Origin of the sequence: Pseudorhizobium xiangyangii (assembly GCF_020531965.1) — a bacterium.
Lineage (GTDB): Bacteria > Pseudomonadota > Alphaproteobacteria > Rhizobiales > Rhizobiaceae > Neorhizobium > Neorhizobium xiangyangii.
Map to the genome: position 1 here is coordinate 19,571 of NZ_JAJAWH010000025.1, position 23,453 is coordinate 43,023.

The 23,453-nt window shown below is 58.1% G+C and carries 13 protein-coding genes; 5 read left to right on the forward strand and 8 right to left on the reverse strand.

Features of this window, described 5'->3' with window-relative positions:
• Positions 1–66 precede the first annotated feature (66 nt).
• Positions 67–6,603, reverse strand: coding sequence for a type I polyketide synthase (locus tag LH464_RS19510; RefSeq protein ID WP_226788081.1), 6,537 nt, complete (start codon positions 6,601–6,603; stop codon positions 67–69).
• A gap of 298 nt (positions 6,604–6,901) precedes the next feature.
• Here LH464_RS19510 and LH464_RS19515 point away from each other — a divergent pair, with 298 nt between their 5' ends.
• The 3 genes from LH464_RS19515 (at position 6,902) to LH464_RS19525 (ending at position 12,846) form a co-directional block, all read left to right on the forward strand.
• Complete coding sequence (locus LH464_RS19515; protein ID WP_226788082.1) at positions 6,902–11,515, forward strand: MupA/Atu3671 family FMN-dependent luciferase-like monooxygenase; 4,614 nt, start codon at positions 6,902–6,904, stop codon at positions 11,513–11,515.
• Positions 11,516–11,574: 59 nt separating this feature from the next.
• Entirely contained in the window at positions 11,575–12,192 is a 618-nt protein-coding gene (locus tag LH464_RS19520) for a 4'-phosphopantetheinyl transferase family protein (protein ID WP_226788083.1), read from the forward strand.
• Between the two features lie 390 nt (positions 12,193–12,582).
• Positions 12,583–12,846 (forward strand): hypothetical protein, encoded by a 264-nt coding sequence (locus LH464_RS19525; RefSeq protein ID WP_226788084.1) that lies wholly within the window; start codon positions 12,583–12,585, stop codon positions 12,844–12,846.
• Positions 12,847–12,991: 145 nt separating this feature from the next.
• On the opposite strand, the gene LH464_RS19530 is transcribed toward LH464_RS19525, so the two are convergent.
• The gene (locus tag LH464_RS19530) at positions 12,992–13,768 is read right to left on the reverse strand and encodes a WecB/TagA/CpsF family glycosyltransferase (RefSeq protein WP_226788085.1); all 777 of its coding nucleotides are present in this window, start codon (positions 13,766–13,768) and stop codon (positions 12,992–12,994) included.
• 287 nt (positions 13,769–14,055) lie between these two features.
• Between LH464_RS19530 and LH464_RS19535 the strand changes: the two genes are divergently transcribed.
• Entirely contained in the window at positions 14,056–15,267 is a 1,212-nt protein-coding gene (locus LH464_RS19535; protein WP_226788086.1) for a glycosyltransferase family 2 protein, read from the forward strand.
• Positions 15,268–15,389: 122 nt separating this feature from the next.
• Here the strand turns inward: LH464_RS19535 and LH464_RS19540 are convergent, their stop codons facing one another.
• Positions 15,390–16,955 carry a GMC oxidoreductase gene (locus LH464_RS19540; protein ID WP_226788087.1) on the reverse strand — a complete coding sequence of 522 codons (1,566 nt, stop codon included), beginning with the start codon at positions 16,953–16,955 and terminating at the stop codon, positions 15,390–15,392.
• Between the two features lie 393 nt (positions 16,956–17,348).
• On the opposite strand from LH464_RS19540, the gene LH464_RS19545 reads away from it, so the two are divergent.
• Positions 17,349–18,683, forward strand: a complete 1,335-nt coding sequence (locus tag LH464_RS19545) for an exopolysaccharide biosynthesis polyprenyl glycosylphosphotransferase (protein WP_226788088.1) — start codon at positions 17,349–17,351, stop codon at positions 18,681–18,683.
• Between the two features lie 21 nt (positions 18,684–18,704).
• Here the strand turns inward: LH464_RS19545 and LH464_RS19550 are convergent, their stop codons facing one another.
• Genes LH464_RS19550 through LH464_RS19570 form a run of 5 tightly spaced genes read right to left on the reverse strand, consistent with a single transcriptional unit; the run spans position 18,705 to position 23,365 of the window.
• Positions 18,705–19,925, reverse strand: a complete 1,221-nt coding sequence (locus tag LH464_RS19550; protein WP_226788120.1) for a type III PLP-dependent enzyme — start codon at positions 19,923–19,925, stop codon at positions 18,705–18,707.
• Positions 19,925–20,158, reverse strand: a complete 234-nt coding sequence (locus LH464_RS19555; RefSeq protein ID WP_226788089.1) for an acyl carrier protein — start codon at positions 20,156–20,158, stop codon at positions 19,925–19,927. The genes LH464_RS19550 and LH464_RS19555 overlap by 1 nt, the downstream gene beginning before the upstream one ends.
• Positions 20,155–21,789, reverse strand: coding sequence for an AMP-binding protein (locus tag LH464_RS19560; protein ID WP_226788090.1), 1,635 nt, complete (start codon positions 21,787–21,789; stop codon positions 20,155–20,157). The genes LH464_RS19555 and LH464_RS19560 overlap by 4 nt, the downstream gene beginning before the upstream one ends.
• A gap of 2 nt (positions 21,790–21,791) precedes the next feature.
• On the reverse strand, positions 21,792–22,412 hold the full coding sequence (locus tag LH464_RS19565) for a serine O-acetyltransferase (RefSeq protein WP_226788091.1): 621 nt from the start codon (positions 22,410–22,412) through the stop codon (positions 21,792–21,794).
• Positions 22,409–23,365, reverse strand: a complete 957-nt coding sequence (locus LH464_RS19570; RefSeq protein WP_226788092.1) for a glycosyltransferase family 61 protein — start codon at positions 23,363–23,365, stop codon at positions 22,409–22,411. The genes LH464_RS19565 and LH464_RS19570 overlap by 4 nt, the downstream gene beginning before the upstream one ends.
• Positions 23,366–23,453 lie beyond the last annotated feature (88 nt).

Sequence of the window (23,453 nt, forward strand, 5' to 3'; positions counted from 1 at the left end):
TAGTTTCGGTTGCTGTCGCTGACGTTTTTCGAAATTGTTGACCGCGCCACGAGCCGGCGCCGCCAATCATTGGGCCGCCTCGAGCATTCTTGAATGCGAAGGCAATGGTTTTGTCTCATGCGGATTATCCTGATCGTGCTGAGACCTCTCGCACGCATCGAGCAACAGCCGACGCAACCTGTCGGCGAGCACTCGAACAAAAGGATCAAGCATCATGCTGTCATGGTCGCCGGGAACCTCAAAAACCAACAAGCGGGACACAGCTGGCCCCCAGCCATTGTCGGCAAGGAGAATATTGCGGCCCTCCTGCAGGAGACGTCCTCCCGGCAACCGGTAAAATACGTCCAGCTTTGGCCTGAAAAGGGTCACCAGGCCCGAGTAGGGTTTGACTTCGTACACACTGGCGGCTTCTCGGAAGGCCATTTCGAGTTTGACGCTATTGAAGTTTTCCGACTCGTGCGCTGAGGCCAAGGCTGAATTTTTCATCCGTTTGCCCGCGATGACGACTTGGTGATCACGCCACCATTTCGACAGGTAAGAGACCTTGTGCCGCCTGATATCCTGAAGCTTCATACGCACGCGGTCACTGGTCGACAAAGCCGGCTGCCGGGGTAAAGGCGTGTCGAAAAGTGCAAGATGGGCGACCACATCACCGTTCCCCACGAGTTGGCGCGCCATTTCCAAAGCAGTTATGCCCCCTCCCGAGTACCCTGCAAGAAGGTAAGGGCCTTCAGGTTGAACGGCTTTGATGGCGTCGATGTAATCGCGTGCCATGTCCTCGAATTTGCGGTGCGGCTCCTGCTCACCATAAAGACCCCGCGCCTGCAAGCCATAGACTGGACGGTCTCGGCCAATGGCCAACGCCACGTGCCGCAGGTTCAAGATATTCCCGAACATGCCTGCACAGATAAACAGAGGCGTTGCTGGTTGGGATGCAGATGGACCAGGTGCCATCGGAACAAGGTGGATGCTGTCCCCGGCGACTGTCGTACGCGACACCGGGGACGCGTCTTCAGGCGTCGCCGCAGTGACGTCCACCAGCTCGGCAATCTTGCTCGCACAGAGGGCAATCGTCGGGCGCTCGAAAAGCGTCGAAATCGGCAAATCTGCGCCAAACTCATTCTTGATCATCCGGAACAGGCGCACCGCGATTAGAGAGTGGCCTCCAAGGTCAAAGAAATTGTCGTTGACACCAATTCGTTCGACGCCAATCAGTTTCTGCCAATGTTCGGCAAGGGTCTCCTCGATCCGATTTGTGGGCGCCACATAATCGTTTTCAAGATCCGGCCTTTCAAACCCATCGCCCACACCTTCAGTTCTGTTAATCGGCTCATCAACGAAATGCGCAAGCGTTTCAAGGTCAATGGAACTGACGATGACCTCGGGAAGCGACGTGACAAGGGCTCGTTCGAGAGCCTCCAAACCTTCCGCCGGCCTGATGCCATTTGCCACCTGCAGGCTGAGCCTTTGCAATGCGGGCGACATCGCCGCCCGTTCTGACCCCGGCGATGTCTCCGCGGGCAGGTTCTGGCCCGTCGTCTGCTCCAAGGCCTTTTCCATCCGGTGCATCACAAACCGCTTGATTTCGACGACAACTTCGCCCGCCGGGTCGGTGATCGTCACATCGAATGCCGCAAATCCATCGCCAAGGTCAGAATTGTCGGCGATCCTGGCCCAGCTCACGATGGTGGCAGGCAGCGGCTTGCGGATTACCACCTCGCCATAATTGGTCGGCACCCACAGCGATCTACCATCGTCATCGCTGAGAACCAGCTCGAGAGCAAAGCCTGTTGCAATGTCGAGAAGCGCGGGATGCATCTTGTAGAGCGATAGATCGCCTGCGAATACTGTCGAGAGACGAAGATCCGCAATCGCCTGGACCTCCCCTACGGCTTTCGCACGCAGAATGGACCATCGCTCCCCAAATCTTAAACGGTCCTGCTGGAACGACGGTAGCGTCTCGTTGCCCGTTGCGGAACTGCGGGCAGGAAGGGCGCCACGAACGGTATCAAGGTCAAGTCGCGCAATGTCGATCCGAGCGTTGGCGGATATGCTCGCTTTCGCGTGGATCACCAGACGGTCGTCACCTTCGCCTGGTTCTTTGGAGGCGATGCATGCATCGAATCCGCCATTTCTCGGCTCCAGACGCAACCTCAGCAACCTCGACCGATCATCCTCGACCACAAGCGGCCGTATGAAGGAAAGGTCTTTGATACGGACATCTTGCCCGAGGCCGTACTCTTGAAGGGCCTGAACCAGCATCTCCAGATAGGCGGCTCCTGGAAACACAGCGCTTCCCGAGAGCATCCGGTGCTCGTCCAAGATCCAGTGCGACCGGGTGGAGAGTGATACTTCAAGCCACAGATTGCCTTCCTGGCATTCGATCCACCTTTCAAAGAAGGGACCAGCCGCAGAATGACTTCCATCTGATGCCGTTGTCGTACGTGCACCGACAGCTCGTGCGGCGAGCCCCACCTCGTTCCAAACACCCCAGTGAATGGAAATGACTCGCCTTCCCTTCCTGCGGGCCGCTTGTGCATAGCTGTTGAGATAGGCATTGCCGGCGAGGTAATCGGTCTGGCCGGCGCGCGCGATGTCTGTGCTGGTTGACGAAAACAGTGCGAGAAAATCGATATCGAGAGTCTTCAAGACGCCATCGAGGACTCTCAGTCCTGCGACCTTGGGGGCCAAGACCCGTTCGATATCGTGATGGTCTTTCGTCTGCAACAGTCCATCGTCCAGAGCACCGGCACTGTGGAACACCCCATGGATTTCGCCAAATCTCGCTCGTGCCGCAGCGACAGCTTCGGCCATCTGCTCGCTGTTTGTCACGTCCGCTGACAGATAAAGGACTTCGGCGCCCTTATCTTCCAGCTGCTCGACCGCCGCCATGGCACGCCTCACCCGTGGCCTGATCAGGGTGCGGTTGACGAGATGCCACTCATCACGCGGCTGCAAGACGGGGCGTGCGAGAATCGCCAGCTTGGCTGCATATTTTTCTGCAAGCTCCGCTGCCAGGGCCAGCGCGATTTCGCTTAGCCCACCTGCAAACAGGTAGACACCCTTGTGCCGGAAAACGGCAGCGTCCGGTGCACCCGGCAATAGCGGAAGGCGATCGTATCCATGCCGGAACCGGCGACTGTTGCGCCAGGCAACCACTTCACTTGCCGGGCGGGAATGGACCTCCTCCCAAAGCTCCTCCAGCACAGCCCATCGCCGCCTTCCAGCCTCATCCGAGGCTTGTCCCCGCCGACCGATGCTGAACAGCCGCCCGGCTGGTGCCGCCGGATTCTCGATACGAAGGTCGAGATCGACCACCTTTATTGAGAGACCCGCCAGCTCCTTAGGTGCTACCAAGGCGGGGCCGAGCACCAATGCCTTGTCCGGATTGGGCGCATCATCCTCATTCACCTGCTGCATACCGGATGTGACAACAGTGATTGACAGTTCACGCTCGAGAGAAAGGTCAGCCCAGGCCTGAACAAGATGGGTGAGGCTGTAGAACCCTTGCTCCTCATGCTGATGAACACTGTTCGAGCCTGGTCTCACGTGTTCCTTTTCATCGGCCAGCCACATATGGACGATACGCGACGGCAGGGCGTCCCGCTGCTGCAGGTCTCCCAGCAACGCCACGTATCCCTGTTTACCAAGCTCGGCGCACAGGACGTAGGCATCATCTCCCCGAGAGCGGAAATTATCGCCGCGGTGGACGGTGATGACACGATGCCCCTTCGTCCTTAACCGGGCAACCAGCGTTGCACCGAGACCATCATCATCGACGAAGACTAACCATGTCGACGGCTGATCCTCTGCGTCTGGGTGATAATCTGGCCAGGACCTCGCCCAAGCAGGTCGGTATCCCCAGGTATCAAGGTCCGTCTGCTTGGTCAGCACAGGGCGGCGTCCGCGGTTACCCAGATCCTTGCTCGGCTCGATGAAATAACGCTTGTGTTGGAAAGGGTAGCTCGGCAAGGCTATCCGCTGCGCGGAGGACTGCTCAACCAATGCGCCTAAATCAACATCCAGCCCGATGGCGAATGCTCGTCCCACTGCTGCCATGAAGTGATCCCGGTCATCGACACCTGCACTGGCGTGAGGCAAGCTGTTGATGATGCGCCCTGCGGCAATCGTTCCTTGCCCCTTGGCAAGCGAAGACAGGACACGACCGGGCCCAACCTCAACAAAGACAAGCGATGGATCGCCGGCAATGGCGGCAAGACCATCAGAAAACCGGACCGTCTTTCGCAAATGGTCTGTCCAGTAAGCTGGGTCGGTCGCCTCTCCGGCAGTCAGTGGTGAGCCGGTAAGGTTAGAAATGATCGGGATTTTCGGCGGGCTGAGAACCAGGCCGGCGACGAATGCTTTGAACGGGTCCAGCACCTCATCGAGAAGGCGCGAGTGGGCCGCGATATCGATTGGAATGCGCGTTGCTTCAACGCCCTTATCCGCCAGTTCCTGACGGAACGCTTCCAGATCCCGATTGCTGCCGGATACCACGCATAGTGAGGGAGCGTTGACGCAGGCGAGATCGAGACTGGCCGGCAACAGTTCCATGAGCGACCGCTCGTCCAGTGAAACACTCAACATTCCACTCAATGGCACTGTTTCAAAAAGCTCTCCCCGCCGCCGCACCAGACAAACCGCGTCGCGGAACGACATGACGCCCGATACGCAGGCAGCCGCATACTCTCCCATGGAATGCCCGATCATGGCCTTCGGCTGCACACCGCGTGCACTCCAGAGACGGGCAAGAGCAATCTCGACAATAAGGATCGCCGGTAGTTGAACCGATGGCCTCAGAAAATGGTTGGCCGCATCGGCGCAGGTATCATCCAGCCAAGCGGTGCGGATTTCGGCACCAACTGCCGCCGGCAAGTAGGATAATCCTTCTTCGACCGCGGCGCGAAAAATGGGCTCGCGTGTGGCGAGCTGTTTTGCCATTCCAGGATACTGGACGCCCCCACCGGGGAACATGAACACGCATCCGCTGGCTTTTTCCAGGCTCGTCTGGAACATCGCATGGGCATCACGATCGGTGAGCGCGTCGAGTGCGGTCTGCCGGCCCCTGACCGGCAGAACCATCCACTCATTGAAGCGCTTGCGGCCCTTGAACAACGTGTAGGCCACATCCTGCAAAGGGACATCAGGGTTGGCCCCGAGCCAGTCCTTTAGACGGTCCGCCGCTGCATCCAACGCCTTACGGTTGCGCGCGGACAATAGTAGCAGGAGTGGATCGGCGCCCTCTTCGTCAGTAGCAGCTGAATCTGAGGTGCGATAACGCTGTGGCGCTTCCTCGACCACAGCATGGGCATTGGTGCCACCGACACCGAGAGAATTGACGGCTGCTCGACGCGGGCCGTTATGGGCTGGCCAAGTCAGCAGACGGTCCACGACCTTAAAGGGGCTATTTGCGAAATCGATAGACGGGTTAGGCCGTTCGAAGCCGAGGGTCGGTGGAATTTCACCGTGCTTGACGGCGAGTGCCGCCTTGATCAGCCCGACCACGCCGGCGGCCGTGTCAAGGTGGCCGATATTGGATTTCACCGAGCCGACATAGCAAAAGCCGGTGCGATCGGTACTTTGGCGAAAGGCCTTGCTTAACGCTTCAATCTCGATCGGATCGCCAAGATAGGTGCCTGTGCCATGGCATTCCACATAGCCAATGGAATCAGCGCTGACGTCCGCAATCGCTTGTGCTTCCACGATTGCCTCGGCTTGGCCATCAACACTGGGGGCTAGGTAGCCCGACTTGCTGCCGCCATCGTTGTTGATGGCTGTGCCTTTTATGACCGCATGAATGATGTCGCCGTCGCGCAGCGCGTCATCCAGTCGTCGAAGCACCACGACCCCTGTTCCGCTGCCAAAAACCGTGCCTGCTGCACGATGGTCAAATGGCCGGCAATGGCCATCCGGGGAGAGGATTTCGCCTGGATTGAAAACATAGCCGCGACGGTGCGGAAGCTCTATCGTCACTCCGCCGGCGATCACCATGTCAGATTCGCCGCTCAGCAAGCTTTGGACGGCATAGTGAACTGCAACCAGCGACGTCGAACAGGCCGTTTGGACGTTGACGCTCGGCCCGCGGAGGTCAAACAGATACGAGGCGCGCGTCGAAAGGAAATCCTTGTCATTGCCGGTGTGACGCAGCAGAAACATCCCCACTTCGTCTACCAGGCTCCGATTGCTGCAGACATTGAAGTAGAAATAGGTCCCCATGCCGCAGCCAGCGAATACGCCGACCGGCGCAGAGGACGCCGAGGGGACTTTCCCCGCATTCTCGAGAGCTTCCCAAGCGCATTCAAGGAACTGCCGATGTTGCGGATCCATGATCGCCGCTTCTTTAGGCGACAGACCAAAGAATTCCGCGTCGAACAACTCCATATCGGGAAGGTCTGCTGCTCGTGGCACATACCGGGGATCGTGTAACCGCCCAGGGTCCTCGCCATTCGCCATGAGCTCTTCTTGCGAAAGGCTGCGGACGCCCTCTACCCCATTGCGCAAATTGCTCCAGAACTCATCAAGATTGCGAGCACCCGGCACTCGAAGCGCCATGCCAACAATCGCGATGTCATTGGCACCAACCTGATACTTTGCATCAAGCATTATCCCCGTCTCCCGTCGTCTGGACGTCTCGCGGTCATCTCCTGCCATGTGTGAAGGGTGCTCATCCTGCACAGGCGGCGCGCCGGTGTCGTCTTCGCCATTTCGCGCGACCGATCTGGGATGCGCAATTACGCCTTTCGGGGACGACACTATCCCAATGACCGATACAACAGTTTGCACCTGTCTTTGGATGTAGCTCTTCTGCACCCTATGGCTGCGGGTACGCATGTTGATCTTTGTCCCTGCCGCCGTTTGTATCGATGGCTTGGATACCGGGTGTCAGAGGGGACCGAGGGACATGAACGGCTTTCAATCCGCGTTGGTAGGTGACGGCTTGCTGCTTGTCGCGTGCGCTGAGGTGCTTGCTGCCAAGGGCCACGGCATTGCTTTGGTAGCCAGTTCAAATCCCCAGGTCCGCGCCTGGGCCGAAGGCCGGGCCATACCGATCTGCGACCCAGAAGGGATGGAAGACAAGATCTCCGATTGCGACTTCGATTGGTTGTTCAGTATCGCCAACCTTCGGCTTCTTCCACCGCAGGTGCTGAATAGAGCCAGGCTTGGAGCTATCAACTTCCATGATGCTCTTCTGCCGGAGCAAGCCGGTCTCAACACACCCGCTTGGGCCATTCTGGAGGGGCACCGTGTTCACGGAGTCACCTGGCACGCAATGACGGACGAAATCGATGCCGGTGACATCTATGCCCAGGCATCATTCGAAATTGCCGAGGACGAAACCGCCTTTACGTTGAATAGCAAGTGCTTCGAGGCTGGGCTTGGGAGCTTTGCAGACCTGGTCACCGCAATCGCGGACAATCGCCTGAGCGTCCAGCGCCCGGCGAGCCCTCCAGTCCGCATCTATCGCCAGTCGGATCGGCCTCCGGCAGCTGCGACCTTGGACTTCAGCAAGACAGCAGCCGAACTAGACCGTTTGGTGCGCGCGCTGGATTTTGGTCAGACTTACGGCAACCCCCTCGCAACCGCAAAAATTCGCCACGGCTCTGCAATCCTCCACGTGGCGGGGTTGACGGTTCTGGATGGTGGTCCCGCCGCAGAGCCGGGAACAATACTCGCGGTGGAAGGCGGCACGATGACCGTGGCGACGGCAGATCGCCCCGTGCTTCTATCCATCAGACACAGTGACGAGACGCCAAACCTGCGGGCAGTCTCCCGGCTACAGCCGGGCGAACAGCTCATGTGCGGAAACATTCAGGAACGGGCTGACCTGACGGGCGCCGTTTCTACAATTGCACGCTTTGAACCCGAATTTCGCGTCGCTCTTCGCCAGAGCATGGACGTTGCCCTGAGCGATATCGGCAACGCTGATGCTCCAACCGCACCGGATCTTCAGGCCGTGCCGCTGACAGGATGCGAGGGAATGGATCGTGGCGAGAGGATTGCTCTTGTCTGCGCCTTCATTGCAAGGTTGTCCGAACAGACGACATTCGACATTGCCTTTTCCAGCGACCGAATTGCCGACTTCTGTGCAGCTCACCCAGGATACTTCTCGCCTTCTGTTCCACTCAAAGTCGAAGCCAGTGACGCGGCCATGCCCCGCGAGATCACAGCACTCGTGGAACGACGTCTCAACCGCCTTGACCGTCAGATTACGTATCTCAGCGACCTTCGCGATCGATACCCGGACCTGCCGGCAGGTCCGCTTACCTGCGCTGTCATCGATGCCCGCATGCCAACGCTCGCTGAACCAGTTCCCGGCTGTGCCCTCAATTTCAGGATAGGCACCTGCAATTCAGACCTTCTGTTCGATCGCAATCGGATCGATGAGAGCCATGCCCGCTCGCTCGCCAGGAAGTTCGCGGTCTTCGCCCCTTATTACGCCAGCAACCGGGCGGCGCTGGTTGACCTTCCGATACTGGACGAGGAAGAAAGGAAAATGGTTCTTTTCGGGTGGAACGACACCCAGAAGGGCTACGAAGACAATGCTTGCGTTCATCAGTTGATTGAACGCCAGGTACGGATAACACCGGATGCCGAGGCGTTGTCCAGTGGCGGACGCAGTCTCACCTACCGAGAACTCAATGAGCAGGCCGAAAACGTCGCGGCATGCCTTTTGGACAAAGGCATAGGGCCTGACGTAATCGTCGGCTTGCATCTATCGCGCACCGTCGACCTGGTGGTCGCCGCCCTCGGCATATGGAAGGCGGGCGGCGCCTATCTGGCGCTCGACCCCGAGTTTCCCGCAGATCGCCTGTCCTTCATGATCGAGGACAGCCAGACAAAACTCGTCATCTCCAGCCGGGACCTTTCATTCGCTCCAGCGCTTGCCTCTGTCGCGGTAGTCACCATCGAAGAGGCTGTGAGAGCCAACAAGGCCAGCGCACCGCGCTCCAATGCAACGTCAGATCATTTGGCCTATGTTATCTACACATCCGGTTCGACAGGTCTGCCAAAGGGCGTGATGGTCGAGCATCGCAACGTCGTCAATTTTTTCGCCGGCATGGATGAACGCGTTCCCGTGCTGGCCGACCGTCGCAACGTCTGGCTCGCGGTCACCAGCCTCTCCTTCGATATCTCGGTGCTGGAACTGTTCTGGACACTTGCGCGAGGTTTCAAGGTCGTCATCCACACCCCGGAAACGCACCAGGCGAAAGCCAATGCAAAGGTGTCGCTGCCAACAGATTTTTCCTTTGGCCTGTTTTATTGGGGGAATGATGCGTCTGCGGGTTCGAACAAGTATCGCCTGCTGATCGAAGGCGCAAAATTTGCGGACGAGAACGGGTTCGACGCCATATGGACACCCGAGCGGCACTTCCATGCGTTCGGCGGCCCCTTTCCCAACCCTGCCGTAACCGGCGCCGCGGTAGCTGCCGTCACCAAGAACCTTTCCATCCGTGCGGGCAGTTGCGTTCTCCCGCTGCATCATCCGATCCGGGTGGCCGAAGAGTGGGCAGTTGTCGACAATCTTAGCAATGGTCGTGTCGGCATCGCCGTCGCATCTGGCTGGATGCCGGAAGATTTCGTCCTGCGCCCCGAGAACGCACCGCCTCACAACAAGGCGAAACTCCTGAGCGACATCGATGTCCTGCGCAAACTGTGGCGTGGGGAGGACGTGAGCTTTGACCTGGGGGCAAAGCCGGTCCAGGTGTTGACGCAACCGCGCCCGGTCCAAAAAGAACTGCCGATATGGCTGACGATTGCCGGCAACCCCGAAAGTTACAAGGAGGCAGCCCGTGCGGGTGCACATGTGCTGACCCATCTCCTCGGGCAGTCGATCGATGAACTGGCCGAGAAGATTGCACTCTACCGGACGGAGCTGGCACACACCGGACGCAATCCTTCCGATTACAAGGTAACGCTGATGCTCCATACCCTGATCGGTGAGGGCCGCGATCAGGTCCAGCAGCAGGCGCGCGGTCCAATGAAGGACTATCTGAAAAGCGCCGCTGCACTGATAAAACAGTACGCCTGGGCGTTTCCAGCCTTCAAGAAGCCTCACGGTATTAGCCAGCCGATGGACATCGACCTGCGCACACTCGAAGCGGAGGAGATGGACGCCATACTGGAATTTGCATTCCAGCGCTATTTCAACGACAGCGGCCTTTTTGGAACTATCGAAGATGCCCTCGCGCGTCTGCAACAGGTCAAGGCAGTTGGTGTAGACGAGATCGCCTGCCTGATTGACTGGGGACTACCCGAGGATCTTGTTCTGGACGGGCTGATACCGCTCGCCGCTGTCGTCGAACAGGCCCGTCATGCGCCGGAAATACGCCAAACAGTAAGCTTCGCCGCAGAAGTGGCCAATCACGAGATAACCCACCTGCAGGCAACGCCATCTATGATGCGGGGCTTCATGATGTCGGACGACGATCGCACCGCCCTTGGCCAGATCACTCACATACTGATCGGCGGCGAAGCCCTGCATGGCTCTCTTGTCGCTGCGCTGAAGACATGTACCCAGGCCAGCGTCGAGAACATGTATGGCCCGACAGAAACCACGATCTGGTCCTCCACCTTCACCGCCCGGACGAGTACCAGTCTGGTGCCCATCGGACGTCCAATTGCCAACACACAGCTGTACGTGTTGGACGGACACAAGCGTCCGGTAGCACCCGGCGACGCTGGTGAGTTGTATATCGGTGGCGACGGCGTTGCCCGTGGATACCTGAACCGAGATGAACTGACCCGTGAGCGCTTCTTCGCCAACCCGTTCGCTGCCGGGCGTATTTATCGCACCGGCGATGTCGCGCGCTTCGACGAAACGGGAACCCTTCATTTCCTCGGCAGGAACGATCAGCAGGTCAAGATCCGCGGCTATCGCATCGAACTGGGAGAAATAGAGTCGCAGATCGCAAGTTTCCCCGGCATTCTGGAAGCGGTCGTTACCGCAAGAAAGGACCAGGCCGGCGGTGCACGTCTGGCCGGCTATATCCGCGTGGAAAACGGTATCGACGTTTGCGAGACCAAGCTGCGCGATCATCTCAAGTCCAGGCTGCCGGAAGCGATGATCCCGACGGACATCGTCACGTTGGATACATTCCCTCTTACGCCGAACGCCAAGGTGGACCGAAATCGATTACCCGCGCCATCAGCCAGAGCTCCCGTTGCCGACCTGCCCTTCATTGCCCCGGCCGGCGATATTGAGGAGGCGATAGGGTCCATCTTCGCACGCCTACTTGGCCGCGCGCAGATCGGGCGCCAGGAGAGCTTTTTCGCGCTTGGCGGCCACTCGCTCCTGGCAGTGCAAATGCATCGCGAGCTCAAGGCTTCCATAGCTCCCGCTCTCACCGTAACCGATGTCTTCCGCTTTCCGACTGTCGCCACCCTTGCCGAACACATCTCAGGCAAGGACAGCTCAGTCGAGCGGCTTTCGAGGGCATCGGACCGTGCTACGCAACGACGTCAGGCTATGCAGGAGCGTCAGTCACGCACCTCGCGTAACGATGCCCTTGTGTGACCATGTTGCTCACGGGCTTACTCGCATCAGATATCGCAACCTGTGAGTGGCATGTCGGAATGCCACTGGCACCGCTTTACGACGTTGAAGCACGGTCCGTAAGGAGTGCCGTCGATTGCAGGCGGCAGGAATTTCAGGCTGGCCGGACCTGCGCTCGTCATGCCTTCATGGCACTTGGACTGCAGCCCCAACCGATTCCGGTTGGGCCAGACAGAGCTCCGATCTGGCCGCCGGGCTTTACCGGAAGCATCAGCCACAGCAAGACGTATTGCGTGGCGGCCGTGGGACGCTGCAGTCCCCATCTCGCGTCTATCGGGGTCGATATCGAATGCGACGACGCGGTGGAGCCTGCGCTGGCGAGCGAGATCTGCCTCCCGCAAGAACGGGATTGGATCGAACGGCAGCCACCAATCGATCAGCGGCGGCTGCTAACGGCAATCTTCAGTGCCAAGGAATGTGTCTACAAATGCCAGTATGGGCTGACAGGAACCTTGCTTGGCTTCGAGGCTTTGAGCATTGAGCTGAACCCCGATAGCGGCGTCTTCTCAGCCGTTTTTCAACGCCCATTGCCACCGTTCTCAAATGCGGGAAGGCTGGTCGGCAGGTTCCGCTTCGTGCATGGACATGTCGTTACAGCCATGATCTTGCCGCTGTCGAACCCCACGCTCCTTGTGTGAGCGCCGGGGACCAACTCGCCCGTAGGGTAACCGCCCTCGCGCCACGATCAAGTGTCGCCAATGTTCCTCCCGCTTTCCCGATGGACCCGCGCTGGAAATGGCTCTACTGGCGTCGCTCACGCGCATCATCACCGTGTGCTCGTCGTCCCATTCGAAACCATTGTCGTTCGGTTGCAGTAAATCTTTGCACGTGGCAAACACCGAATCCGACAGCACCCCATTCCCGGGGATGGAATGGCGAAGGCTGCGGCAGCTGAACTGAAGTAAGCCTAGAGGCGGCCTCGAGGTGGAGCGAGGTCCGCAAAGCGCCTATCCAAAAAAGCTGCCAGCCGATACTAATACCAGAGTCTGCTTTGACCGCGTCGAAGTCATCCGCCCAAGGGAATATCAATGGCAAAGCCACCAAAACTCGAACACTCGGATTTTTCCGGCGAATTCGAAGACAACGGCATCACCGTGCTCGTCGACATTTTCAGACCTTCTGGGAGCCAGGATGGCTGGACCATGGAGGTCATTTCGCAGGCGGAGGATCTGACCACTTGGGAGGAGCCTTTCGCTACTGACAAGGACGCGTGGGAGGAGTTCCTTGCAACCGCCGAGCGGGACGGGATCGAGTCCTTTCTCGGCGAAGACGACGGCGACACCGTGCACTAGGACCAATGATGGAAGAAGAGCCGGCCTCGGCAGTTTGTTTGCCGGGGATTGCGCTGCAACTGGCGCGGCTGGCCACGGCATTGCAGGAACTGGCAGGCCAACCAGTCGAAGATCCTAACTCCCATGCCAGCCTGGAACCTATCCGCTACCCATGCCGGAATGGCCGCGCCACAACTTCATGCGAAAATAGCTTGACAAGTGGCACGACCGAATAGGCGTACCGGCGCCACAAGCGTCGAGGTTCCGACAACAGACGGTGGAGCCATTCTAGCCCCATCCGTTGCACCCATCTTGGAGCTCGCCGCTTTGTACCGACCAGAAACTCCAGGGATGCGCCGATACTAAGACCGATCCCGCAAGCTTGCGGGTGGTGCGCCAACTGATGGGCAATGACGTCTGATTGCGGAGATCCAACAGCAAGAAAGACAAATCGAGATGATTGAGCCGCGACGAAATCCACGCAGGCTTTCATCGCTTCAGGGTTATCGCGCAAGCCGGCAGGTGGAACGATGGCACGAAGGTCGACATGGGGGAAAGAACTGCGCAACCGTTCCACGACATCGGAGTTCGGCGCCACCAGCGTTATGCGATCACCAGCCTCGATGACGGACCGGAAAAGTTCGATGGTGAGATCCGACCCTGTCACCAGCGGAAGCTTGATGAACAGCATCCTTGCCAACAGGCAAATCGGCCTGCTGTCGCACACGCTCAGCCAGGCATCGCGAACATAGTGTCGCAGATCACTATCTGTGCGCAGTCGCACGACGTAATCGACGTTCGGCGTGACAACGTACCGGAAGGCTCGTTCCGGCGGGCTCGTTCTCAACATATCCAGGACAATCTTGTCGGTCAGCAAATCGAACGGCGTTTCCAGAAAGACGCGGCGACTGCACTCCAAAAGCGCCTTATCAATCGCAACCATGACGTCCCCCACTTTCCCAGACAAAAGCCAGCAGAAAATCGATGCGACTACCTTAAGGTCAGGCGTCTACTTTCTTGATTTCAATGCTGAATCCTATCGGGTGTCGGGAGACACATTCAACGCCTCCGGACCGCAGCAAATAGTTGTAAAACGACGCAAACCACAGCAGATCTGCTCGAAAGAAGGAGGGCGATTTCCAGCAAAGGTGGTAGATGTCGCGTGCGCGCAGATACCGCCCCTGAGTTATCATCAATCCGTGTTCAAGGCGGTCACTGCCGGGGAAAGCGATGCTGGAAACTGTTGTCTACGCCCTACTTGTCGCAACCACCGTGCCGCTCTGCGCAGCGACTGCGTTCTTTATTATCCAATGCGTGGTCGGTTGCCTGCCTTCCAACAAGCCCGTTCCGGATCGTCTCGACGATCACCGCCAGCCTTGCGCAATCCTGGTACCCGCTCACAACGAGGAAGAGGGGATACTCTCGACGCTTGCTTGCTTGCGTGAGCAGATGCGTGTTGGCGACCGCCTCGTTGTCGTTGCGGATAACTGCAGTGACCAGACTGCCGCACTGGCCCGGGCAACCGGTGCCGAAGTGATCGAACGATACGACGAAACCCTCTGTGGGAAGGGTTACGCACTCGCAGCTGGCATCCGCCACCTGGCACAGTTGCCACCTGCGATTGTCGTGATTGTGGATGCCGACTGCATCGTCTCCCCCGGAGCAATCGACCGCCTGTCGTCTATGGCCGTGCAATCTGGGCGGCCTGTGCAGGGTCGCTACCTTATGATCACGCCGCCACCACGCCAGGCACAGACGGCTTTGGCGGAGTTCGCATTCATGATCAAGAATTGCATCCGGCCCCGAGGCCTTTCCCGGCTGAGGTCCGCTTGCCAGCTCACCGGTTCGGGGATGGCATTTCCCTGGCACGCAATTTTCGCAGCCAATCTGTCTCACGATCACCTGGTCGAGGATATGAAGCTGGGGCTGGATCTGGCGCAAGCGGGTTTGGCTCCACGGTATTGCGACGAAGCGATCATCACCAGCCCGTTCCCGCTCTCCACGCGTGGGCAAGCCTCACAGCGTTTTCGCTGGGAGAAAGGAAGGTTCATCCTGACCCGTTCAGCACTTAGCCTGCTCCTTCAATGGCCAACTTATCGGCGACCACGGTTGGTCGTTTTGCTTGTCGACGCGCTTATTCCCCCAGTAACTCTTCTCGCAGCAGCCATTACGGCGAATATGGCGTTTACTGGCCTATCGCTGTTGCTTGGCGCACCACCATGGCCTTTCCTGGCTACACTCGTCACCGCCCTTGGCTTCATCAGCGTCATCACCGCCATTTGGTACGTCCACGGCCGATCGACCCTGCCTCTCACTGCCATCGCTGCAACGTTCTCTCATGTGGGGACAAGACTGGCGTTGTATGCGAGCCTCTTGCGTCGGCGCCCCACCCGTTGGATCCGAACCGACAGGGGCACAGGTGACCCTGAAGGGACCTCCTGACGTCATGGCGGCACGCTGACGAGGCTATTGCGGACTAAGTGAACAAAGGCGAAAGCAGCACTTACCGCCCTATATCTGCAGCGAAAGAGGACGTTTCGTACGACTTCGGCAGATTTATCGAGTCAGGTTTCCACATCGACCGGCCTGCTTCCGCTTGATGCCTTCAATCGCGCGGACATTATCGCACCCGCCCGCAATGCATTCGCCGCAATGGTGAGGCTTGGGTTGATGCCGCCGCTGGTCGGGAAGATGGAACCATCGACCACGTAAAGGTTCTCCAGATCATGGCTCCGGCACTCGCTATTGAGGACGGACAGCGAACTGTCAGACCCCATCCGGCAGGTGCCGCAGGAATGTCCGAAATTGAGATTGATGCTTGGTGTGAGGATCGCCATCAGGTGTCGCCGGAATGCCACCTTGTACAGTCGCCGGAACTCCCGTACCCGACTGCGGAGCTCATCCTGGATGGTATATTCAAAGCAAATCGTATCGGGCTGTTCAGGGTCCGACCAAACTCGGTTCGACTTATAGGGGTGGTCCTCGAGGACCGTTGCAAAGATAGTCGCCCTGCCAAGAAGCTTGGCCGCCAAAAGAGCTGGAACATGCAGGAAGCGTTTCAACGGGCGTAGCCATTTCCAGGATCCGGCATCGATCGCCATGTTGAGGACATGCACCACATTGTGCGCATCGGCAGCCAGTCCCGTCGACTGTATTACACCGAGGCTGGCCCGACCGAGCTTGTAGAAGTCACGGACGAGGATTGAGCGTCCCGCCATGGTTTTTCGCCCAAGCTGCCAGACCGCCACAAAGTCGGAGACATGAAACATGAGATTGCGTCCCACCATGCCCGACCCATTGGCAACACCCGTAGGCCAAACCCTGCTGGTCGAGCGCAGCAGCAGAAAAGGCGTCGAGAGAGCGCCACCCGCAAGCGCGTAACATCGTGCATGGACGGTAATTTCCTCGCCCTGGCGCTGGCAGGTCAACCTGTGGACACGATCTGCACCGGCATCGACGCGTTCCACGGTGCATTGGTCGATTACCGTGGCATTGCCTGTCGCCAAGGCCGGCTCAATGAACACTTTTCGCGCATCATACCTATGTCCCGACGGTGTTCCGTCCGAGCCACGCTCGTCTCCGCCCCTTCCATCGCCTGCATTGTGGGCCCGATATGGCTTTAGCCCATTGCGCTGCAGCACGTTGAAGAAATAGCTGTCGGATCGGCTCATGGGCGGCGGCTGACGTAAAGGCGCCGCCGGGCCACTGTAGAAGGAATCAGGCCCACCGCTGACCCGGAAGAGTTCCTCGGCCTGTTCGTAGAACGGTGCAAGCGCATCATAACTTATCGGCCAGCAGGAGTTTCCGCTGTCATCGTGGCGCTCGAAATCATCCCGAGCGAAGCGCTCAAGTGTACCCGCATAAAGCAAAGTCGATCCGCCCACTCCGCAGCCTAACGGCGGATAGAAGGACACGGGCGCTTCGTCGATCCAACCGCTGATGCGGTTTGGCCACCGGCCATTCGCAAGCCGGACCCTTGGGTCGGAAGCCTCAGGGTCGTCGGATATCTCCTCGCGGCTCGTCCAGACCCCCTTCTCGAGAAAAACTACCCGGTGGCCCGCCATTGCCAGCGCGTATCCCAAGGCTGCTCCGCCCATTCCGGCTCCGACGATTGCAACGTCCCATTTCATTTGCAGCCTTCCGGTGCTTGGTTCCCCGCTGTCGGCAACCCTGCCAATCGACGACACCAATTCGCTTCAAGCGTCCCTGATTGGTTAACGGACGAGTCGACCATAGTTCGTTCCGGCACACCATGCTGTTCAGCTCAATTGAGACGGCGAAGCATACAGCATGCCTAACCAGAGCAGTCACCATCGACGTTTGGCCATGATGCAATCCTCCGGAAGGTGTAGCGCGGCATGATTGTTTGCGCCCACCCTGCCCGAGTATTTTAACGATTGAGTTGGGGGTTATTAACCATGGTTGGAGAAGTACAATCGCCTAGCGGGCTTATTCATCGCTCGCGTGGCCAATCCAGTGGATGGAACGGGCTGGCGCACGAAGCGATTGCCTGGGTCATCGCCTTGGTCGATTTTGTCTTTCTGCTCGCCGCAAGTGCCACGGGCTTCCTGCTCTACGAACAGATCACTTTCGGGCTGGTCGCGGATCCCAGTCGGTATGTCGGCATCGGAATGGTCATCGCCATGAGCTTCGTGCTCGCGATGCATAGCGCTCAGGCATATCGGCCGGAAAAGGTGCTCCTGCTGCGCCATCAGATCCGCCTGATCTGCATCCTCACCCCCACGACGCTGGCATTCCTGCTAACGGTGATCTTCTTTTTCAAGCTCGGCTCCTCAGTATCACGAGGCTCGATTCTTCTCACCACCATTGCTTCGTTGTCCGGGCTCATAGCCCTCCGATATTTTTGGCGGGCGTTCATCCCATTTGCACTCGCGCGGGGGGTTTTTGGTCGCCGGCGCGTGCTTCTAATCTGCGGCGATGGATTTCCGGTATTGCAATTTCAGGCTCGAGCTGCCGGCGTCGGCACCACGGTCACAGAGGTCGCGCGTTTATCCGAAGACGGCGACGTGCCGCTGCGATGCCTGGATCTTCTCGCCGGCGCCCCTCCGGCCCATATCGATGAAGTCGTCATCGTCTGGCGTAGTGCGGACATGACCAAGCTCGACGACTATCTTGGGCAGCTTCGGCGCTCAACACTTCCGGTCAGCGTCACCTTCGAAGGGCTTGTGGGCGGTATCGTCGCAGGCACATTAACCAAGATCGGAGGCATGACGGCCTTCCAGACACAACGTCCTCCTCTCAGCCTTTATGAAAGTACGCTCAAGCGTCTGTTCGACATCTGCTTTTCTCTAACCACGCTGCTTGCCCTTTCACCGATCCTGCTGATCACGGCAGTGGCCGTAAAACTGGACAGCAAAGGACCTGTCTTCTTTAGACAGACCCGCAAAGGCTATGGCGGACGCCCGTTTCGTATCGTCAAATTCCGCAGCATGACTGTCATGGAAGACGGCGACGAGGTAAGGCAAGCGACCAGAGGAGACACACGCATAACCCGTGTGGGCGCATTCATCCGGTCAACAAGCCTGGATGAATTGCCGCAATTCTGGAATGTGTTGAAAGGCGAGATGTCGGTAGTTGGCCCACGCCCGCACGCGAACGCCCACGACGAATACTTTGATGCGCAGATCGGAGAATACGTCTTTCGGCGGCACGTCAAGCCTGGCCTTACCGGCTGGGCACAGATCAATAAATGCCGAGGAGAGACACCGGACTTGAAGAAGATGGAGGAACGCATCTTCCATGATCTCTGGTATATCAATAACTGGTCGCTGTGGCTCGATCTCAAAATTGTCTGCCGGACGGTGTGCCTGTTCCACGATTTCCGTGACGTGTATTGAACCTATGCCATCGCGACATCGCTATCCCGTGACATCAGACATCCCGCTCTCTGCGATCAGGATCTCCCGCGGCCGCGGATGACTGATAAAAGCAGTCGGACTGGCACTCGGTCCATAAGCGCCACTTGAGTGGATTGCCACGAGATCGCCGACCTCGAGCCTTGGCAGCGCGATGCCGTTGGCAAGGCGATCGATGGATGTGCATAGAGGACCAACAAGGTTGATTGCTTCAATCGGCCCTTGATGATCACCGACTTTGTGCATCGGGTAGTTGCGATGCATGACCATTCCGAAATGCCCGCTTGCCGGCAGGTGATGGTTCATGCCGCCATCGCATATCGCAATCCGCGTACCCCGTGATTCCTTGATGGAAACGACTTGGGTGACAAAATAACCCGCCTCTCCGACAAGATAGCGTCCCAGTTCAAGCACATAACGGCAATTCTTGAAGCTTGGCTTCATCGACAGGACGTCTAGCTGCTCATTCGTATCAGCGGCCACCTCATCAAGATCAATGGCGGCATCTCCCATATGATAGGGGATGCCCAGTCCCGAGCCAAAAACGAGTTTTTTTGGCGCCAGGGCATAGGTGCCGCAGACAGCCTCGAAAATGGACATGAAGTTGCGGTAATTCTCGCATACGGCGGCGGCCTTCAAACATTGCGTTCCGGCATAGATATGCAGCCCATGTATGTCGAGCCCCGGAAGCGCCATGATAGCCGGTATCGCCTCGCCGATGTCTTCCACATCGATGCCAAAGGGGGATGGCCTGCCCGCCATCTGATCACCGAAGCCCTTGGGAACCGAATTGGGCGACAGCCGGATCAGTATGCGCTGCCGTCGTCCAAGGGCAGTCGCTATCCGACTAGCAGTTACTGCCTCTCCGACCGACTCGACGACAAGCTCTCCCAGTCCTGCATTGATAGCCTCTGCCAGTTCTGGTTCGCGTTTTCCCGGTCCAGTAAAGCTTAGTTGCTCGCTCGACCATCCCGCGTTGAGCGCCAAGCGGAACTCGCCGATCGACGACACATCAAGAAAATCCACCAACGTCCTCATGCGGCTGAGCAAATGAAGGTTGGGGTTGCATTTAACCGCGAATGAAAGCTGGAACCGGCCACCAAAGGAATTGACCAAGTGTTCACGCCGCTTGGCAACGTCACTGAGAAAATAGACGTAGCAGGGGGTGCCAAAGTCGGATGCCGCAGCTTGAAGCCAGGCATCGACGACGGGCGTCCGCTCCATCACGCAACGGCTTCCGTAAACCGCAATATCCGTTCGGGCGTATCAAAATTTTCCAACGTGACATCTTCGGCGCGTATCGAATGTCCGCTCGACTGCTCTATGAAAGCGATCAGGTTCACCATCGACACCGAGTCCAGTAACCCTGTCGAGAACAGCTCGCTCGACATACTGACGTCACTCATCGCCATTGGGCCCTGCAGATAGTCCATTAGATTGCGTTGTGTCAGGCTCAAAGCACGGCCTCCCCTTTTGCATGATCCGTTTGACCAATGTGGCGATCATCGACGGAAACTCTCACCGGACTAGTCCCGTTCTTGCAGCGCCGTATGACAGTTGGCCGGTCAATTTTCCCGCTTGCTGTCCGCGGCATGGCTTCCGGCCATTCATGGAAGTGGCGCGGCACCATATAGCTTGGCATGGTGGCGCGGCAGTGACGGATAAGATGATCTTCATCGAGGGCGCCGCAGAGCGGCGTTACGGCAACGTGAACGATCTCGCCAAGATCATCGTCCGGCATGCCGAAAGCGACAGCTTCAGCGACCAGATCGCTACGGTAAACGAGGTCTTCCACCTCATCCGGACTGATGCGGAATCCACTCGTCTTGATCATGGTGTCCTGGCGACCGATAAACCAGAGGTCGCCGTCTGCATCCATTCGCACGGTGTCGCCGCTATAGACGACGGGCTCGTTGCCAATCAGTTCAAAGAGTTCCGGGCAAGGCCTGATCTTCTGCGCGGTCAACTCTGGTTGTCTCCAATAACCCAGGCTTACCAGCGGCCCACGGTGAACGAGTTCCCCTTCTTCGTCAGGCCCTGCGATCCCTTCGCCCGGCTTGATGACAAATACTTGCGCATCGGGAATAGCTTGACCGATCGATCCCTTTTTAGCCCCGAACTTGAACGGCGGTAGATAGGTCGAGCGAAACGCCTCCGTTAACCCATACATCAGGTAAATATCAGTATTCGGAAATACGACAGGCATCTGTTCCAGGATATTGGGTGAGATCCGACCGCCTGAATTGGTCAGCCTTCTGAGCGCCGGAAAATGTCGAGGCCGTTGCATCAGAACGCGAACGATTTGGCTCCAAAGCGGTGGAACGGCCGCCAGTCCGGTGACGCGCTGCCGTTCCATGGTAGCAATCACTTCCGCGGGAAGCGGCACCGGTTGATGCACCACCGTGCCTCCGACGAGCATCATCGTCGTCAGCTGGTTCAAACCGTAGTCAAAACTGTAGGGAAGCACGCTCAGCAGCCGGTCATCCGATCCCAAACCCAGGTAGCGGGTCACGGAGCGTGCTCCGGCAACCAGATTACCATTCGTCAGCATCACGCCCTTGGGCATGCCCGTAGAGCCAGAAGTGTAGATGATCATTGCCAGGTCGGTCGAAAGCCGCTTCACCTCGCTGGCAGACCCCTTCATGGCTGGAATATCGCACCGGCGGAAATGGTCCTGCTCGGGCGCGACACCGTTGACCAAGACGTGAAGGATGGCATCGGGAAGGTCACCTTGAGCCAGTCGGATAGCAACTCTCGGCTCCACGACCAGGCAAACGGCTCCACTGTCGCGAGCAACATAGTGCAATTGCTCGATCGTCCATTGACTGTTCACATTGACGATGACGGCACCGAGCTTGGCAACGGCAAACATCGCCGCCACTTCCGTCACGCTCTTGCGCAGTTGTACTATGACCCGGTCACCCGGCCTGACCCCGCTCAGGTGAAGATGGTCGGCAATACGATCCGTTTTATCGCTCAGCTCCCGGTAGGTGACGTCAAGATTCTCATCAACGATCGCTGTCTTGGCAGCCGAAACAGGAAGATTGTCGCTCAGCAGGTGATAGAATGTGATTGCAAGACCGCTCATCGCTACCCTCTTTCGGCCGGCGGCCGACCTTCCTTCGGGAATGGGCAAAGCCGGGGGAAAATACGTGCAGGCGACCCAACAACGACAGAATCGGACGGCACATCCGTCGTCACAGCCGTATTGGCGGCAATTCGCACGCGATCGCCGATCCGTATCTCGCCCAGGACTGTCGAATTAACGCCGATGAAGACGTCGTCCCCAATCACCGGCGCGCCGCCAATCATATTGGTGCCGATCGTCACATTGTGCATGACGCCGCACCGCTTGCCGATCACGGAATCGGGATGGATCGAAAGGGATCCTTCAGCGTGAATGATGTGGAACCCCTCACCGGTAACCACTGCCGGTGGAATCCAAATCCGCGTGAGAATTGCAATCGGGGCATTCACCGCGCCATAGACCTTGCGCGACAGCCGCCTTGACCAGGAATACCGACGGCTTTCACACCACTGTCCAAACCGGTAGGCCAGAAGGGCAAGAAATGCCGCATTGAACGTCGTGGAGCCGTGGCGACGATAGTCATTTCTCACCCGCTCAAAAAACAGCGAAGTGGGACCGGCCAGTGTGTTGACGGGACCGTCGACTGATCGAAAAGGGAGAAATAGAACGCGTCTGTACCTCATGCGCACACCAGGTCCATTGTTTTCGCAACATCTTGCCAGTCGACATGGAACCCGTGTTTGGGACCATTTCCCACCACGAAGGCAAATTTCTGGCCCTGACGGTCGCAGGATATCTTCAAAAGAGGCAGAACACGATCAGGGGGCTGAATGACAAGAAGTGCGGCATCGTTTGGCATCACCATCGACCCATGCGTCAGATGGCTACCCTCTACGCCAACGATCACGCGTGCGCCTGCACAGGCGTGCAACATCTGCGATAACGGTACTGTTGCGGGATCGAGGACGGTCAGGCCGTATTCAACAGCAAGTCTCTCGGCGATTTCCCACTCATTCAGGAGAAGCCTTAGCTCGCCTGTCCGACCTCTTAGAAGAAAGACACCTGGATGCCGCTGCTTGTCAGCCGCGCCTGCAAGCTTTTGGCGGATACGATCGGCGCGAACACGTTTGCTATCGTTTTGGCCCTGATCCAGAAAGATGGTCAGTTCTTCAAAATGCGTATCTTCCACCGGCTGCATATGAAACCCGAGCCGCTCGGCATATTGACGCTGATGCGGCGATTGGGCGGCCATCGTGCGGACGGGTTGACCATGCTCCTGCGCCAGCGAGTATGTCAAACAATCGTCCAGCAGCCACATTCCAAACCAGCGATTGCCCATCCAGCTCTCGAAGAGGCTGCCCTGCTTCATCACTCGCTTTGGTCGCACATAAATCGGCAACCGTCGCCTGTCGGGCCGCAATACAGAGGCGCCTCGGCCGGTGTAGATTGTACCGTCGATCAGATCGACATCCTTGAGGCGGACACCCCAGGTTGGCGACTGGTAGCTCTCGTAGTTTCCTTTGAAGCCTCGGACGACCTCCGCAACGTTGCCGAACTCTGTCGAGCGTATCTTTTCGAGCTGATGAGGCAAGAAAAGCGCAGGTCGAATGAAGCGCTTGATGCCGGGGGAAATCATCCAGCGCTCCGCAGCGGCAGCTTCGGCGCTTGCTCCTGGAAAGCCCAATGCCTTCCTGCCTACGTGATGGATTGGCCGCCAGGAAATC

Excerpts from the sequence above, each read along its gene's own strand:
- LH464_RS19510 (WP_226788081.1), bottom strand. The coding sequence starts at position 6,603 with ATGCTTGATGCAAAGTATCAGGTTGGTGCCAATGACATCGCGATTGTT.
- LH464_RS19515 (WP_226788082.1), top strand. The coding sequence starts at position 6,902 with ATGAACGGCTTTCAATCCGCGTTGGTAGGTGACGGCTTGCTGCTTGTC.
- LH464_RS19520 (WP_226788083.1), top strand. The coding sequence starts at position 11,575 with ATGCCACTGGCACCGCTTTACGACGTTGAAGCACGGTCCGTAAGGAGT.
- LH464_RS19525 (WP_226788084.1), top strand. The coding sequence starts at position 12,583 with ATGGCAAAGCCACCAAAACTCGAACACTCGGATTTTTCCGGCGAATTC.
- LH464_RS19530 (WP_226788085.1), bottom strand. The coding sequence starts at position 13,768 with ATGGTTGCGATTGATAAGGCGCTTTTGGAGTGCAGTCGCCGCGTCTTT.
- LH464_RS19535 (WP_226788086.1), top strand. The coding sequence starts at position 14,056 with ATGCTGGAAACTGTTGTCTACGCCCTACTTGTCGCAACCACCGTGCCG.
- LH464_RS19540 (WP_226788087.1), bottom strand. The coding sequence starts at position 16,955 with ATGAAATGGGACGTTGCAATCGTCGGAGCCGGAATGGGCGGAGCAGCC.
- LH464_RS19550 (WP_226788120.1), bottom strand. The coding sequence starts at position 19,925 with ATGGAGCGGACGCCCGTCGTCGATGCCTGGCTTCAAGCTGCGGCATCC.
- LH464_RS19560 (WP_226788090.1), bottom strand. The coding sequence starts at position 21,789 with ATGAGCGGTCTTGCAATCACATTCTATCACCTGCTGAGCGACAATCTT.
- LH464_RS19565 (WP_226788091.1), bottom strand. The coding sequence starts at position 22,412 with ATGAGGTACAGACGCGTTCTATTTCTCCCTTTTCGATCAGTCGACGGT.
- LH464_RS19570 (WP_226788092.1), bottom strand. The coding sequence starts at position 23,365 with ATGATTTCCCCCGGCATCAAGCGCTTCATTCGACCTGCGCTTTTCTTG.